This window comes from Lacinutrix chionoecetis (genome assembly GCF_053604665.1).
Window position 1 is genome coordinate 45,693 of sequence record NZ_JBSHNQ010000066.1, and the last position, 15,562, is coordinate 61,254.

Consider the following 15,562-nt stretch of genomic DNA (forward strand, 5'->3'; position numbering starts at 1 on the left):
TTAGTTGTCAGTCATCAATTTTCAGTGATCATTATTATAAATTCATCATCCAGCAATCTACAGCATCTGCTAAAATATGAATACTTAAGCCTAAACCAATCCATCTTGTTTTCTTAGGAAAAATAAGAAACACATACAACGGAATTAAATAATAACTGTGTAATGGGTGAAAATTAATACTACAACGGTTCACTTCAAAAAATGGTGTTGCTAATAAATGATCCAAATCTATAAGCATACCTAAAATCATTATTAAATAAGCCTTTTTCCATTGTGTTTTATAAAACACTAAAGCTATTGCTAAAGGCAGCAAATAATGAATACCGTAATGTATAAAGTGTTGTAACATTTAAAATAAACTTTGCGATTCTAAATAAGTAATCGCATTGGTGCCTTCGTTAAAAAGTAAATCTAAAATACTTAGGTTATTTATAAATCCATATTTGCCATAAAAAACCTGAGTATAAGGTAAAACCTTTACAGGTGTTTCCTTTTTAGCGTTTACCAAACCTCTTAAGTCTGTAGTGTGTTGAGGTTCTTTTATAAAAGATTCGGTTTTAAAAACATTTACCTCAAGCTGGAGACACTCGCAAATAACCTCAAAACATTTCAGATTAAATTCTAAAAGCGTGTCGAAATGCTCTGTGTAAAGCGGACGTAGTTCATCTACATAAAACTCAAAAAATGGAGAGGTTCTGTAAGCAGATTCTAAAGATTTCCAATGGTTATCTTGCCAATTATAAGTGTTGGCAATTTTAACGTCACTGTATTTTTGCCTGTTCTTCTGGCTGTAAACTACAGGAATACTTAGTTGTAGTTTCCCGTTCGCCGCATAAATATAACAACGATTTCTATAGGTTTGTTTTTGATAATTATCCTGAACTTCTAATACCACCTCGCTTGCATGTACTATAGCAATAAAAGTAGCAATAGTAGGGAAATAGGTTGGGTGGATTAGAATATTCATTTGTTGCTTTTGTCATTCCTGCGAAGGAGGAATCTATTTCATATATAAAAGCGTGCTAAGCAGACTTTTTCTTACGCTTCCTAAAACGATTAAATGCGATTAAACCACCAATTAATAACAGTACAGGTATTAAAAAAGAAGTGGCTTTACCACTGCCATGAACTGTTGTAAATAATCTATCCCAACGTATTTTTTTCTTAATGGTGTCGAAACTCATCCAAACTAACACAGGTTTTCCAACAACATGATCGAAAGGTACAAAACCCCAATATCTGGAATCGATAGAGTTCTGTCTGTTATCTCCCATCATCCAGTAATAGTCTTGTTTAAAGGTGTAGTTTGTTGCTACTTCACCATTAATTAAAACCTGATTACCTCGAGAAGTTATGGTGTTTTTTTCGTATTCTCCAATAACACGCTTGTACAAAGGGAAGTTTTTAATCGTTAAATCTATTGTTTCTCCTTTTTTAGGGATGTAGATAGGTCCAAAATTATCGGCTGTAAAACTGTATTCTGAATCCTGTGGGAATAAACGCGTATCTGTAGTTTCAGAGTTTACTTTTTCTATAGAAATTACACTTGGATCTTTAGCGACTTGTGCAGCTAACTCCTCCGTCATATTACCAATATAATTGGTTTTAGCAACAGACATATTTAAACGCTGAAAAAACCTTGGTGTTACTCTTCCAGACACTTCCGTTTTAACAGAATCCTTATTTATAATCTTTAAGTCTATATCTTGACTTGAGCTAATAAAATCTTGTAGTTTTGGATCTTCTAAATACTTATTTTCTATGTAATAGGTCTCGTAGCCGCTACTTTCTGTGATTTCATATTTATTAAATAATTGTCTAATATCACCATTTGTTTTAACCGTGTAAAAGAATTGTAATCGTGCTCTGTCTGGTAATACATTCTTTTTACCATTAATGTATACATAACCCTCTTTTAGTTCTAAAGTATCTCCAGCTACACCAACACAACGCTTAACGAGGTTTGTTTTTTTATCAATAGGTTTGTAATAATTTCTGTCTGGTTTAAAATCGTTCATATCCAGCAATGTATCGGCTGGCTGATTAAATACCACAATTTCGTTACGTGTTATTTTTTCGAAACCAGGCAATCGCATGTAGGGGAGTTGTAATTTATTTTTCCAGGAGGTATTGCGCTCTTCGTAATTATCGTTAAATAAATACGATTTCATTTTAGTTTTCGGAATGGAATCGTGTACCATTGGTAAGGCAACAGTCGTCATAGGTACTCGCGCTCCATAATGAAACTTACTTACAAACAAAAAGTCGCCAACTAAAAGTGTTTTTTCTAAAGAAGAGGAAGGAATAACAAATGGCTGAATAAAATAGGTATGCACAATAGTAGCAGCAACAACGGCAAACAAAACGGAGCTAATCCAATCGCCAGCACTGCTTCTTGGTTTTAAACTTCTGTCTGCAATGTAATTAACCTCTGCAACATAGTTTAAATAAAAATTATAGAATCCAAAGGTTATAATAGCAAGTATGGTATCTAATCTTGAATTTTTACCAAAGCTTCTTGCAGTTTCTACCCAAACTACTGGAAACATAATAAGGTTAACAATAGGTAAAAAGAGTAGGATAGTCCACCACCAAGGTCTGTTAATTATTTTCATTAAAATAACAGCATTATAAACAGGAATAAAAGCTTCCCAAGCTTTGCGTCCGGCTTTAATGTATAATTTCCAAGTGGCTAAACCATGAATTATTTGAATAATCAAGAAAAAAATTAACCATTGTATTCCAGTCATAATCTTTATTTTAAATATCTACTATTGGAGGTTTTCCATTAGCAAATGTTACATTTTTATTTTTAGTTAACCAATATTTAACACATCTTTCATTGTAAAAACTCCTGTTTTTCCAACGAGCCATTCGGCTGCAACAACAGCGCCTAAAGCAAAGCCTTCTCTACTGTGCGCAATGTGTTCTATCTTAATAGTATCAATCTCACTCTTGTAGGTAATATTATGTGTTCCAGGAACCTGTTCAATACGTTTTGCAGTAATAGGAAGTACATTTTCTTCGTCACTATCTAATTGCCAGGATTTATAACTGTTGTGGTTTTCAACAATATCTTTTGCGAGGGTAATGGCTGTACCACTTGGCGCGTCTAATTTTTGGGTATGATGGATTTCTTCGATATCAACCTTGTAGTCTTTTAAGGCAGACATCATTTTGGCTAATGTTTTATTTAATTCGAAAAATACATTAACACCTAAACTAAAATTTGATGCATAGATAAAAGCACCTTCTTTTTGATGACATAAATCAACAATGTTATTGTATTTTTCTAACCAACCAGTGGTTCCGGAAATAACAGGAATATTATGATTTATACAATTAGAGATATTTTGAAATGCAGCATCTGGAACACTAAAATCTATCGCAATATCTGCAACTTCAATTCCTGTAGTTACAGCTTCAGATGTTTTTAACACAATCTCATGACCACGTTGTAAAGCAATAGCTTCGATTGTTTTTCCCATTTTACCATAGCCTAGTAAAGCGATTTTCATCAAACATTATAAATTTTAGTTTCCGAGACATCGGAAAATCTTGTTAATATTCTAATCTAATTTAAAACTCATGGTTAATCCAACTTTGCCTGTGTTATCGAACTCATCGATTTGATAATGTGGTTTAAAGCTTAAATTATCATCTACATTATATTGCAATAAGTGCGCATCTACATTGGCGTCTATAATATTTAAAGCATATAAACCAGCAGTTATCAATAAAGATAATTCTTTATTTCTTCTAAACGATTTTTGCGCTTCCTGCAATCCTTCGATTGTTAAGCGACCTTGAAATTCATCATCTTCAAATCCTGCTAAACGACGTTTGTATGCATCTCGTACACGATTGTACTGCTTGTTATTATCTACATAAAAATAAATACCTGTACCCAAAGCAGCATAAACTAATGGAATTTTCCAGTATTTTTTATTGTAGGCCTGCCCTAAACCAGGTAAGACGGCAGAATAGAAAGCGGCTTTTGTTGGACGCAAAGGGTCTATTTCTTTGCGTACCAAAGAGGTGTCTGCTGGTACAACAACCAATTCCTGTACGTTTTCTATAGGTTTAGCTTTTTCGTTTTCGTTTTTGGCTCTTTTTTCTTGCGCTAAAGCAGAAAGACAAAAAAGAAAACAACAAGCAATAATTAGAAATTTATTTGTCACCTTGGACTAACTTTTTAATTCTATTAAAATCTTCTTCAGAATGGAACGGAATAGTAATTTTTCCTTTACCATTACTGGATACTTTAACGTCTATTTTATGCCCAAAGTATTCTGAAAATGCAGCCATTCCTTTTTTAACAAATTTTGGCAATTCTTCTTTTTCAGTTTTCGCTGGTATTTTTACTTCGTTTGTAGTGTTGTAGTTTTTTACTAAAGCTTCTGTCTCACGAACCGATAATTTATTGGATAAAATTTTCTCGTAAATATCTAATTGTACGGTTTGATCTTCAATATTAATAATTGCACGACCATGTCCCATAGACAAAAAGCCATCACGCATTCCTGTTTGAATAATTGGATCCAGTTTTAATAGACGCAAATAGTTGGCTATGGTTGAACGTTTTTTGCCCACACGATCACTCATTTGCTCTTGAGTAAGATTAATCTCATCGATTAAACGTTGATAAGACAGCGCAATTTCAATAGGATCTAAGTCCTGGCGTTGAATGTTTTCAACAAGTGCCATTTCCAGACTTTCCTGGTCGTTAGCAATACGAATATAGGCAGGAATAGTATCTAATCCAATGGATTTACTCGCACGAAAACGACGCTCTCCAGAAACTAACTGGTATTTTTCAAAACCTAATTTTCTTACCGTTATAGGCTGTATAACCCCTAACTCTTTAATTGAAGAGGCTAATTCTCTAAGGGCTTCTTCATTAAAACTGGTACGTGGTTGAAACGGGTTCATTTCTATGCTACCCAACTCTAATTCCACAATATTACCAATCACTTTATCTGCGTTCTTATCTTTTACAGATTGTATGTCGTTGCTCGGGTCTTTTAATAAAGCCGAAAGTCCTCTACCTAAAGCTTGTTTCTTTGTTGCCTTCGCCATTGTTTAGGAATTTTTATTAATAATTTCTTTTGCCAAACTTAAATAATTTGCGGCACCTTTGCTTGAGGCATCATAATTAATAATGTTTTCGCCATAACTTGGTGCTTCACTAAGTTTTACATTACGCTGTATAATGGTCTCGAAAACCATATCGTTAAAATGCTTTTGTACTTCTTCCACAACCTGGTTAGAGAGACGTAAACGAGAATCGTACATGGTTAATAATAAGCCTTCAATATCTAACTCTGCATTATGTATTTTTTGTACGCTTTTAATGGTATTTAATAATTTTCCTAAACCTTCAAGTGCGAAATACTCGCATTGAATAGGAATGATTACAGCATCTGCAGCAGTTAGCGCATTTAAAGTTAGCAAGCCTAAAGATGGTGCGCAGTCAATTAAAATGTAATCGTAATCGTCCTTTATCTCTTGTAATGCTTTTTTTAACATGTATTCGCGAGACTCTTTGTCTACCAGTTCTATTTCTACAGCTACTAAATCTATGTGTGCAGGAATAATATCCAGATTAGGAGTGCTGGTCGATACTATTGCTTCTTTAGCAGAATTACTATGCTCTAAAAGTTGATATGTACCAATCTCTACAGTTTCTACATCTATACCTAATCCTGAGGTGGAATTCGCTTGCGGATCGGCATCTATAAGTAAAACTTTTTTTTCTAAAACACCTAACGAAGCTGCAAGATTAACGGAAGTTGTTGTTTTTCCAACTCCTCCTTTTTGATTGGCAATGGCAATTATTTTACCCATTAATTGATTTGGTTTTAATAGTGAACTACATAAAAAAAGTTCGGTCGTAAAAATACAATTATTTATGGGTTTAGAAAATGGAAGTTGTTAACAGTTGGTTAATGTTTAGAGACTATCTAATTCGTTTTGTTTTTATACTCTTCTATTAATTCTTTGGGATCTCTTGGCACCACAAAGGATATAAGTTCACCATCTTGTGCTGCACCTATATAACCATAGCCTTTTTGATAATAAAATATAAATTCACCATTTTGAAAACTTGATTTTAAAACTAAAAGATTACTGTAATTACAAACTGGTGTTTTAAGTGTTCCTTTAAGTGAAGTAATTTCATAAGCAACTAATCCTTTATTTGTTTTCCAGGATTTTCCTACTTTAATATCATAAGGTAACCTTAGTTTGTCTTCCTCATTTTCTTCAATATACTGAAGGATATTGCCATTTTTTTCTGTTAATAAAAGGTTTGCCACATCTCCAGATTCCCAGGTTTGAGAATATTCTTTATAGGTTTTTCCATTTTTAGTTTTGGTTCCAATAATCTCTTCCACATAAAAGGTATTACCCCAAATAATATATTTTTTTGAATCTAATAATGGGAAATATGTTCCGTTCTTATCACCATCACAAAAAATCTGCCCTTGCTTTTGTGCGAAAGCATTAAAACCACAAAGTAAAATTAGAAATGCAAATGTAATTTTTCTAATAGCTTCTATCTTTCTGGTATCGGTTTTTATTTTATTCATAAATGATTTTGATTTTAAAAGTTATAAAAATACAATTAATAGTGGGTTTTTAAAATGAAGTTGTTAACAGTTGGTTAAACTTAAGATAGAACGCTTTTGAAGCTACTATATGTTTATCTTTGTTAGAGAGATTAGATATTAAGCCATTTATATATTTAAGGCATAGAAATTGATTTAATAAATAACTTAAGACCAGTTATTTTGGTTAACATTTTAATTAATAGCGTTTACAGACACCATGAGACATATATTATTTACATTACTTTCTTTTTGTTTTTTATGTTGCGGAGATACTAGCTTTGCACAGGAAATTACCGCAGCCAAAGGCAGCTATGGTATAGATAAAAAGAATAAAATTATTGTTTGGCACCAAAAGAATTTAGATTCTGTATTATCCAATAGTAAAATCATTAAAAGTTTAAAATTTAATGAAGTTTTTACCATAAAAGATTCTGCTAATACACTGTCTTACACAGACAGCTATACGGTAACTAATGGAGACGATTACACGCTGTATATTACTAAAATGCCATTAATCCATATTACCATAAATAGTGCAGCTATGGATAATGAATCTAAAATACCTGGTTATTTTTCATTTTTTAATGCTAATGAATTTATAGAAAGCACAATGGGAGTGAGGCATCGTGGTAATTTATCGTTGACTTTTCCTAAAAAATCGTTCGATTTAGAGTTTTGGACAGATAGTATTTCTAAAGAAAAAAAAGATGTTAAATTTAAAGGTATGCGAAACGACGACGATTGGATACTTGATGGTTTATATAACGAACCATTACGCTTACGCTCTACGCTTTCAACTAATATATGGAATAAAATACACCAACCTTATTATGCCGAAAAAGAGCCTAAAGCTAAAAGCGGTTTTGAAGTGGAGTATGTTGAGGTTTTTAAAAATAATGAATATTATGGGCTTTATGCATTATCTGAATCTGTAGACAGAAAGCAATTAAAGTTAAAAAAGCATATTGATGATGCTATTTATGGCGAATTATATAAAGCAAACTCATACAAAGGTGGACCAGATTTTACAAAATCGCCTGAGTTTAATAATCTTTTCCCACACTGGAATGGTTGGCGTACAGAATATCCTTTTATAAACTATACATCGGAGTTTAAAAACCTGGCAACGTTTCAAAATTTGGTTGTTAATGGTACAGATCAGGAGTTTTTACAACACATAGAAAAGCATGTAAAACTATCTAATGCTATCGATTATTACCTTTTTATAAATATGGTAAGAGCAACAGATAACATGGGCAAGAATTACTACCTTGGCAAGTACGATAAAGATGAACCTTTCTTTTTTATACCTTGGGATTTAGATGGCGTTATGGGTATTATTCAAGATGGAAAGCGCGAGCGTATGACCAAGGATGTATTGGGTAATGGGCTTTTTAATCGATTAATAGCGCTTAACCCAAATGGTTATAAAGAGGCTTTAAAGAAGAGATGGACAGACTTGAGAGCAAGTGCTTTTAGTACTGATGTGCTATTAGATAAAGTAGATAAAACCTATACTAAGTTTACAAACCAAAAGGTTTATGAGCGTGAGCATCTAATATGGAAAGAGAATCATTTAAACGAAATCTCTAACGAAGAACATTATGCATATTTAAAATCGTGGATAGAAGACAGGTTGCATTTTCTTGACACTCATTTTAATGGCCTATAGTTTATTTTGTAAAAGGGTTTTATTACCAGTATCGTCAACAATAAATTCTACTCCTTTCTCAATAAGTAGTCCTTTGGTTTCACCAGAAAACTTTGTGGAGCCATGTAATACATCTGTTCTAATTACTTTACCATTAAAGTCTGTTGAGATTTCCGGTACAGGTGTGTGGCCAACTACAATTTTTTCGGCATTGTAATACTTTAAAATTTTGTCGAGTTCAAACAGTTTTATTTTATCGTATTGAATTCTGCTTCTTACAAGTCCGCGATACCAAAAAGGACCTTTTGCACCATATAAAAAATTAAGAGTTTTATCTTTAGGATCTTGAATACCATTAAATCGGGAGCGTATACGTTCATTTATTGCCTTTAAATCCATATTGTAACTTAAAATATCTGTACTTAAACCAGCATGTACAAACAGATAGGAGCCAATTTTTTCAACCACATTTTTTGTGGCCAGCCATTTGCCTAATTCAGACTCATTAGAGTATAAGTATGAAATGGCTTCTTTTTTATCTGCTATCTGGCTAATTTCTTGTGCCACCTTAATGTATTTATTATCGTTATACCTGTGGTCGCCATAAAAGTTAAGAATTTCATGATTACCTAAAATAAAATGTACCGTTCCTTTTTGTTTTTTTGCTTGATGGTCCAGCTTGTAAATTAACCATAAGACTTGTGTAACGTTCGTGCCTCTATCTACAAAATCGCCACCTAAAACCAAATGCCCATTACCGTAAATCCAATTGTAGTTCTTGTCAATTATTTTATTGGCATACAGGAAACTATAAAAGGCATTAAAATTGCCCTCGATATCCGAGATTACCATCACCTTATCATGACTGCTGTAAACGGTATTTGGTGTGGTATATCCTTTCTCTAAGCCTATGTAAAAGGTATCTTTTGCCTTATTATCTACTATAACCGCTATAGAGTCTCTGTTAAAAAAAGGAGTTACTGTAAGTCTGTTTTGTGTGTTTACGCTATATAATAACGTGTCATTAATGATGTAAGGTCCATCGTTGCCATTAAATTCTAAGGCCCTTTGCCCTTTATTAAATTCTTTTTTAATAAAAACACTATCCTTTTTTATCGCTTTTAGAAAATTAGTTTCTTGGGCAAAACTTTTAAACAGAGAACAAAAGTTAAAACATATAAGTAAACTTATAACGTATGGATTAGTATGTTTTATAACATTTAAGTTCATTGTTTATTAATAATCGTCGTCGTTATTTTTCAATTTCAATTTAAGGAAAAAATTGTTTAAGGAGATATAAAAAGCAATGAAACAAGAATTGTTCCGAAGTTAGAGCGCTTAGTTTTAGGTTACAAGTATGAAAAAAATTCAATAGAGGTTTTGTATTTCTTGTTTAATAAGTTTTGATAGCTAACAACTATTTTGGTATTATTAAATTCGCTGTAATCAAACTAACGTGATATTAGCTACATTTTTTCCCATTCGGAATTGATCTTTTCAATAATTTCGTGCTGTCTATATTCTCCAAATCTCCTTAAATATTTGCCATTGTTTTTTATTATTATGTAATTTCCACAGGTGAAATGATACTTAAAAAATAATTCTCTTATAAAGTTGTCCTTGTCTTCAAATACATTTTTTGATTTGTAATTATAACCTTTTTCTGTAATGAAAAACTGAGTATCCTTTCCACTTTTTTTAAAATATTTTTTATACTTATAATCAGAGGTGTAATGGTCTATACACGAACCATTTGGCTTAACTTCGGGTTTAAAGAAAAAATTTATAACGATGTTTTTAGTAGAGTCCACTTCTATTTTAGTAATACTTCTCAAATAGTTAACAAGTGAAGTTCTTTCATTGTCGGTAATTTCCCCAGTTTTTTCCTTAAGAAGAATTTTTCCAAGATATGCAGTATCATTTTCAACAAATCGATAAGCATACTTTTTATCTTTTATTTTCTCTTTAAATTCCTCCATTTTTATCAAGTTCCAATTTTCATCATACAGCATTTCCTTTTTGTTTGAATTTTGCGAATATGAAAGACCAAAAAATAAAATAAGTAATAAAGGGATAGTGTTTTTCATAATGTTTATTGTAGCAACTTCTATGATACAAATCGTTTTAAATTTGATTTGTATAAAAAAATAGTATTGTAAAAACCAGAACTAATCAATTAAAATCTCCAAAAGTGTAATCGCAGCGTCACTAATTTTAGTACCTGGTCCAAAAACGGCAATTGCACCAGCATCGAATAAATACTGGTAATCTTGTTTTGGTATAACACCACCAACAACCACCATGATATCTTCACGACCATAGTTTTTTAGTTCCTCTATAACCTGTGGTACTAAGGTTTTGTGTCCTGCAGCAAGAGAGGACACGCCTAAGATATGCACATCGTTTTCTACCGCTTGTTTGGCAGCCTCTTTTGGGGTTTGAAACAGTGGGCCAATATCTACATCGAAACCAACATCTGCATAGCCAGTAGCCACAACTTTTGCACCACGATCATGACCATCCTGTCCCATTTTAGCAATCATAATTCTGGGTCTTCTGCCATCTTGCTCTGCAAACTGGTCTGCTAATTGTTTAGCTTTCTCAAAACTCTTATCGTTTTTTATCTCTTTACTATACACTCCAGAAAATGATTTTATTTGCGCTTTATATCTGCCGTAAACAGTTTCTAAAGCGTCGCTAATTTCGCCTAAAGTAGCACGTTCTCGTGCTGCAATTACTGCTAAAGCTAATAAATTTCCCTGACCTGTTTTAGCAGCTACTGTTAAATTGTTTAATGCCTGCTTTACTTTTTCCTTATCACGATTGGCTTTAGTGTGTTCCAAACGAGCTATTTGTTGTTTTCTTACGGTTTGGTTATCTACTTCTAAAATATGTAATGGATCTTCCTGGTCTAAAACATAATTATTAACGCCAACAATAATATCCTGGCCAGAATCTATTCTTGCTTGCTTTCTTGCAGCGGCTTCTTCAATTCTTAATTTCGGGATACCAGCTTCTATGGCTTTGGTCATGCCCCCAAGTTCTTCAACTTCTTCAATTAACGACCATGCTTTTTGTGTGATATCGTGGGTTAGTTTTTCTACATAATAACTACCAGCCCAAGGATCTACAGTTTTAGTGATATGGGTTTCTTCTTGTAAAAATATTTGTGTGTTTCTTGCAATTCTTGCCGAAAAATCTGTTGGTAGTGCAATGGCCTCGTCTAAGGCATTGGTGTGTAAACTTTGCGTGCCACCAAAGGCGGCAGCAGCAGCTTCAATCGTGGTTCGGGCTACATTATTAAAAGGATCTTGCTCTGTTAAGCTCCAGCCACTGGTTTGGCAATGTGTACGCAACGCCAAGGATTTCGGGTTTTTAGGGTTAAACTGTTTCACTAATTTTGCCCATAACATTCTGGCAGCTCTCATTTTAGCAATTTCCATAAAATGATTCATCCCAATGGCCCAAAAGAAAGACAAACGCGGTGCAAATGTGTCGATATCCATTCCTGCGGCTAAACCTTTTCTAATATATTCTAAGCCATCTGCAAGCGTGTATGCCAATTCAATATCGCAAGTAGCACCTGCTTCCTGCATGTGGTACCCAGAAATACTAATACTATTAAATTTAGGCATGTGTTTACTGGTATATTCAAAAATATCCGAAATAATCTGCATCGATGGAGTTGGAGGGTAGATGTACGTGTTACGTACCATAAACTCCTTTAAAATATCGTTTTGAATGGTTCCAGCCAATGCTTCTGGCTTAACACCTTGCTCTTCGGCAGCCACAATATAAAAGGCTAAAATGGGTAATACAGCACCATTCATAGTCATGGAAACCGACATTTTATCTAACGGAATCTGGTCGAAAAGCACCTTCATATCTTCAACACTATCTATAGCAACACCTGCCTTACCAACGTCACCAACCACACGTTCATGATCACTATCGTAGCCTCGATGTGTGGCTAAATCGAAAGCAACAGAGAGGCCTTTTTGTCCTGCTTCGAGATTTCTACGGTAAAACGCATTGCTTTCTTCGGCAGTAGAAAATCCTGCATATTGCCTAATTGTCCATGGTCTGCGAACATACATGGTTGAATACGGTCCACGTAAATTTGGAGCAATTCCGGCAACGAATTCTAAGTGCTCTACGTTTTCTAAATCGGCTTGAGTATACTTCGATTTTACGGGAATATCTTCGGCTGTTAACGTTGTATTAGCTTTTTTTGAACCTGTGTTTTTAGCCTCAGATTTTATGTTGATATGTTGAAGGTTTTTTCTGCTCATTAATCGTGATTATGTCCCGCATGCGGATCTTGTTCTGGAGTTATTGGCTGTGGCGTTCTGTTTATATCCACACCATTAATTGCAGGCTCTGCTGGGTTTGGTTGCTCTTCAGGATTTGGATTTTTTAAATCTTCTAATTTTAAATCAAGTAATTTGGAATAGAAAAAATCGAGTGCTACATAAGATTTTAAGCCTCCATCTATTTGGATGGATCTTGAGTTTCCTATTAACAACGGTAGCACTAATTCAGGCTTTAAACTGTTAGTAGCTAATAAGGCGTTATATGTTGTTTTAACATCTTTGTCTTTAATATTGTTAGCAATACAATCTATAATAGGGTGTGAGTAGTCTAAAGAGATATTATTATTATTATTACTCGTTGTCCACAAATCTGACTCTGTTTTTAGCGCTTTTGCAAGATTTAAACTGTGTTCGCTTGCAAATTCTTTTACATCCATCTTATTTCTTAAACGCATACTTAAAAAATTAGAATACGCACGTGTAACATTTTTGTTTTGCTTGTCGTAATGGTTGATAATGTCGTTTTCAAAAGAATAGACAGCTTCATTAAATAAATCGCCATTGGGGAAATCGCAAGCCAATAATTTAGGGCTTTCGGCATATTTATATTCCATTTTTTTAGCATTGTCACAACTTGAAAAAGTGACTAAAATAAATAATGTAAAAAGTTTAAAAGTTGTTTTCATTTGTAAAATATTTATTCTGTTTTTAATCGGTTTTGTTCTAAAGTTTCAGCTAATCGTTTTTCTAAAACAGGTTCAATAAGTGTTTTTCTGGCGTTCATTTTCAAAAAAGGATAAAGCTCTAAATGGTCTTTCATTTTATCCTCTTTATTGGGATGTTTATTGGTTCCTAATAAAATTGTTTCGCCGTTATTAAAATGTGCTTCTTCTTTTACAGCACTTTCTTTTATTTTTTTCTGAATTAACCCTTCTTTTAGCTGTTTAAGAAATCCGCCATTATTTTCTATGTCTTTAAACAGCGTTAGAGCCTTTTCCGAAAGTTGTTGTGTTAAACTTTCAATGTAGTAGGCACCATCTGAAGCATTTTCTACAGCATCAAAATAACTTTCATGTTTTATAATTAACAACTGATTTCTGGAAATACGCTCTCCAAATTCGTTGTCTTTATGATAAATTGTATCGTAAGCCAAGTTACAAACCGCGTTTGCGCCACCAAGAATTGCACTCATACATTCTGTTGTTGTGCGTAACATGTTGGTGTTGTAATCGTAAAGTGTTTTGTTACGTTTTGTTGGTGTGGCAATAATGTGGCAATCTTCCATAATATTGTATTCTCTGGCTAATGTATTCCACAATACCCTTAAAGCTCTTAGTTTTGCAATTTCGAAAAAATAATTTGTACCAACCGAAACTTTAAAAGTGATAACCATTGGTTTTTTATTTTCAAAATAATTTAAATATTCGTTTGCATGTGCTAAACTATATGCTAATTGTTGCACGATGGTCGCTCCAGCGTTTTGGTATAAACTTAAATCGACACTTAATGTATGGTTAGAAAACGTTGTGATTTTATCTAATTGCTCATGATCGCTATTTATATTATTAAACCAGTTACCAGATTTGGCAAGATTTCCAATAATATCTGTAAGTATATAAATTTTACTCTCTGCGGAAATAGCCGTAAGTTGTTTTACATAATCTGAGTCTAAAAACTGCAGTTCAAAATATAATGGAGTAGCAGAAGTATCTATATTTTTTAATAAAACAGCAATGGAAACCTCTTTATTTGGGATAATAAATTTCAAGCTTTCTGCACCACGATTAATGGCATCGATGGCTTTTAAATTCGATTTTACAACATCGAAAACAAATACGGATTGACATATTAACCATGGCTGTGAATCGACTTCAAAAAACGATTTATTTTCAAAATCTTCGGCGTGGTAAAAGGGTTTTACATTAATATCTTCGGGCGTCTTCCAGATTAACGTATCGTTATAATCTGCACCTTTTAAATCCACCTGAATTTTTTGCTTCCAGGCTTTGGCAGAAACACTATCAAAATCGTTAAATAGTTTTTTACTCATTTTCACTCACTTTTAAACTGTCTTGATATTCAATAATATAAATGTCTTCGTTATCACGTTTCATGTAATATTCTTCCCGTGCAAATTTTTCTAAACCTTCTTCTTTTTTTAACTCTTTAATGGCTTTATTGTCTTTAACTATTTCTTTTCTGTAATACTTTTTTTCATTTTCCAGTGCTTCAATTTCGTTATTTAGTTCATTGTGAATTAATAATGAATTCCCATCGAAAAACAGCATCCATATAGCAAATGCTATAAAAATAATAAGAAAGATATTTTTAAAATACTTAAGCATTAAGTGAGTTTTTCGTTAATAATTGTACGTACAATATCAACTGCGACAGTGTTATATTTATTGTTAGGTATAATTAAATCTGCATACTCTTTCATAGGTTCTATAAATTGTTGATGCATTGGCTTTAATGTGTCTTGATAACGCGTTAAAACTTCGTTTATATCTCTGCCACGTTCGGCAATATCTCTTCTTACACGGCGTATTAATCGCTCGTCGCTGTCTGCGTGCACAAAAATTTTAATATCGAACATGTCTCGAATTTTTTGCTTGCTCAAAATAAGAATACCTTCTACAATCATCACGTGTTTTGGATGCGTGGTAATTGTTTCTTTAGTCCGGTTATGTTCTACAAAAGAATAGACAGGTTGTTCAATACTTTCTCCTGCTTTCAACGCTGTTAGATGTTGTCTTAGTAATTTAAAATCTATGGATTTTGGGTGGTCAAAATTAATTTTAACACGCTCGTCGTAAGACATATGTGACGTGTCTTTGTAATAAGAATCTTGAGAAATAACACCAACTTCGCCTTCTGGTAACTCATTCATTATTTGCTCTACAACTGTTGTTTTTCCACAGCCAGTACCACCAGCAATTCCTATTATTAACATGTATTACGTGTTTAATTTAATCTCACAAATTTAG

Annotated in this window: 16 protein-coding genes; 1 reads left to right on the forward strand and 15 read right to left on the reverse strand. The window is 33.1% G+C overall.

Annotated features, from left to right (window positions below):
* Positions 1-34 precede the first annotated feature (34 nt).
* The 8 genes from ACVC43_RS03425 to ACVC43_RS03460 form a co-directional block, all read right to left on the reverse strand.
* Positions 35-349, reverse strand: a complete 315-nt coding sequence (locus ACVC43_RS03425; RefSeq protein ID WP_452223166.1) for a DUF6122 family protein — start codon at positions 347-349, stop codon at positions 35-37.
* Positions 350-967 (reverse strand): WbqC family protein, encoded by a 618-nt coding sequence (locus ACVC43_RS03430; protein ID WP_452223167.1) that lies wholly within the window; start codon positions 965-967, stop codon positions 350-352.
* A 55-nt stretch (positions 968-1,022) separates the two neighbouring features.
* Positions 1,023-2,750, reverse strand: a complete 1,728-nt coding sequence (gene lepB / locus ACVC43_RS03435) for a signal peptidase I (protein WP_452223168.1) — start codon at positions 2,748-2,750, stop codon at positions 1,023-1,025.
* A gap of 66 nt (positions 2,751-2,816) precedes the next feature.
* Positions 2,817-3,518: a 4-hydroxy-tetrahydrodipicolinate reductase gene (gene dapB / locus ACVC43_RS03440; protein WP_452223244.1), complete on the reverse strand. Its 702-nt coding sequence runs from the start codon at positions 3,516-3,518 to the stop codon at positions 2,817-2,819.
* Between the two features lie 51 nt (positions 3,519-3,569).
* Complete coding sequence (locus ACVC43_RS03445) at positions 3,570-4,181, reverse strand: DUF5683 domain-containing protein (RefSeq protein ID WP_452223169.1); 612 nt, start codon at positions 4,179-4,181, stop codon at positions 3,570-3,572.
* The gene (locus tag ACVC43_RS03450) at positions 4,171-5,079 is read right to left on the reverse strand and encodes a ParB/RepB/Spo0J family partition protein (RefSeq protein WP_452223170.1); all 909 of its coding nucleotides are present in this window, start codon (positions 5,077-5,079) and stop codon (positions 4,171-4,173) included. Before ACVC43_RS03450 ends, ACVC43_RS03445 begins: the two co-directional genes overlap by 11 nt.
* 3 nt (positions 5,080-5,082) lie before the next feature.
* Positions 5,083-5,847: a ParA family protein gene (locus tag ACVC43_RS03455; RefSeq protein WP_452223171.1), complete on the reverse strand. Its 765-nt coding sequence runs from the start codon at positions 5,845-5,847 to the stop codon at positions 5,083-5,085.
* Positions 5,848-5,963: 116 nt separating this feature from the next.
* Positions 5,964-6,590, reverse strand: a complete 627-nt coding sequence (locus tag ACVC43_RS03460) for a hypothetical protein (protein WP_452223172.1) — start codon at positions 6,588-6,590, stop codon at positions 5,964-5,966.
* 238 nt (positions 6,591-6,828) lie between these two features.
* On the opposite strand from ACVC43_RS03460, the gene ACVC43_RS03465 reads away from it, so the two are divergent.
* Positions 6,829-8,283 (forward strand): CotH kinase family protein, encoded by a 1,455-nt coding sequence (locus tag ACVC43_RS03465; RefSeq protein ID WP_452223173.1) that lies wholly within the window; start codon positions 6,829-6,831, stop codon positions 8,281-8,283.
* Here ACVC43_RS03465 and ACVC43_RS03470 read toward each other — a convergent pair.
* The 7 genes from ACVC43_RS03470 to udk all read right to left on the reverse strand — a co-directional run bounded on the left by ACVC43_RS03470 (position 8,278) and on the right by udk (position 15,528).
* Positions 8,278-9,492 (reverse strand): metallophosphoesterase, encoded by a 1,215-nt coding sequence (locus tag ACVC43_RS03470; RefSeq protein ID WP_452223174.1) that lies wholly within the window; start codon positions 9,490-9,492, stop codon positions 8,278-8,280. The genes ACVC43_RS03465 and ACVC43_RS03470 overlap by 6 nt on opposite strands.
* A gap of 236 nt (positions 9,493-9,728) precedes the next feature.
* On the reverse strand, positions 9,729-10,349 hold the full coding sequence (locus ACVC43_RS03475; protein ID WP_452223175.1) for a hypothetical protein: 621 nt from the start codon (positions 10,347-10,349) through the stop codon (positions 9,729-9,731).
* A gap of 81 nt (positions 10,350-10,430) precedes the next feature.
* Positions 10,431-12,554 (reverse strand): methylmalonyl-CoA mutase, encoded by a 2,124-nt coding sequence (gene scpA, locus ACVC43_RS03480; RefSeq protein ID WP_452223176.1) that lies wholly within the window; start codon positions 12,552-12,554, stop codon positions 10,431-10,433.
* Positions 12,554-13,261, reverse strand: coding sequence for a hypothetical protein (locus tag ACVC43_RS03485; RefSeq protein ID WP_452223177.1), 708 nt, complete (start codon positions 13,259-13,261; stop codon positions 12,554-12,556). Before ACVC43_RS03485 ends, scpA begins: the two co-directional genes overlap by 1 nt.
* Before the next feature lie 11 nt (positions 13,262-13,272).
* On the reverse strand, positions 13,273-14,625 hold the full coding sequence (locus ACVC43_RS03490; protein WP_452223178.1) for a methylmalonyl-CoA mutase subunit beta: 1,353 nt from the start codon (positions 14,623-14,625) through the stop codon (positions 13,273-13,275).
* The gene (locus ACVC43_RS03495) at positions 14,618-14,920 is read right to left on the reverse strand and encodes an FtsB family cell division protein (RefSeq protein WP_452223179.1); all 303 of its coding nucleotides are present in this window, start codon (positions 14,918-14,920) and stop codon (positions 14,618-14,620) included. Before ACVC43_RS03495 ends, ACVC43_RS03490 begins: the two co-directional genes overlap by 8 nt.
* Positions 14,920-15,528, reverse strand: a complete 609-nt coding sequence (gene udk / locus ACVC43_RS03500; protein ID WP_452223180.1) for a uridine kinase — start codon at positions 15,526-15,528, stop codon at positions 14,920-14,922. Before udk ends, ACVC43_RS03495 begins: the two co-directional genes overlap by 1 nt.
* Between the last annotated feature and the right edge of the window lie 34 nt (positions 15,529-15,562).

Bases quoted from the DNA above. Each gene is read 5' to 3' on its own strand.
- ACVC43_RS03495 (WP_452223179.1), bottom strand. From the start codon at position 14,920: ATGCTTAAGTATTTTAAAAATATCTTTCTTATTATTTTTATAGCATTT.
- ACVC43_RS03430 (WP_452223167.1), bottom strand. From the start codon at position 967: ATGAATATTCTAATCCACCCAACCTATTTCCCTACTATTGCTACTTTT.
- ACVC43_RS03470 (WP_452223174.1), bottom strand. From the start codon at position 9,492: ATGAACTTAAATGTTATAAAACATACTAATCCATACGTTATAAGTTTA.
- ACVC43_RS03425 (WP_452223166.1), bottom strand. From the start codon at position 349: ATGTTACAACACTTTATACATTACGGTATTCATTATTTGCTGCCTTTA.
- udk (WP_452223180.1), bottom strand. From the start codon at position 15,528: ATGTTAATAATAGGAATTGCTGGTGGTACTGGCTGTGGAAAAACAACA.
- lepB (WP_452223168.1), bottom strand. From the start codon at position 2,750: ATGACTGGAATACAATGGTTAATTTTTTTCTTGATTATTCAAATAATT.
- ACVC43_RS03455 (WP_452223171.1), bottom strand. From the start codon at position 5,847: ATGGGTAAAATAATTGCCATTGCCAATCAAAAAGGAGGAGTTGGAAAA.
- scpA (WP_452223176.1), bottom strand. From the start codon at position 12,554: ATGAGCAGAAAAAACCTTCAACATATCAACATAAAATCTGAGGCTAAA.
- ACVC43_RS03490 (WP_452223178.1), bottom strand. From the start codon at position 14,625: ATGAGTAAAAAACTATTTAACGATTTTGATAGTGTTTCTGCCAAAGCC.
- ACVC43_RS03450 (WP_452223170.1), bottom strand. From the start codon at position 5,079: ATGGCGAAGGCAACAAAGAAACAAGCTTTAGGTAGAGGACTTTCGGCT.
- dapB (WP_452223244.1), bottom strand. From the start codon at position 3,518: ATGAAAATCGCTTTACTAGGCTATGGTAAAATGGGAAAAACAATCGAA.
- ACVC43_RS03460 (WP_452223172.1), bottom strand. From the start codon at position 6,590: ATGAATAAAATAAAAACCGATACCAGAAAGATAGAAGCTATTAGAAAA.
- ACVC43_RS03475 (WP_452223175.1), bottom strand. From the start codon at position 10,349: ATGAAAAACACTATCCCTTTATTACTTATTTTATTTTTTGGTCTTTCA.
- ACVC43_RS03485 (WP_452223177.1), bottom strand. From the start codon at position 13,261: ATGAAAACAACTTTTAAACTTTTTACATTATTTATTTTAGTCACTTTT.
- ACVC43_RS03465 (WP_452223173.1), top strand. From the start codon at position 6,829: ATGAGACATATATTATTTACATTACTTTCTTTTTGTTTTTTATGTTGC.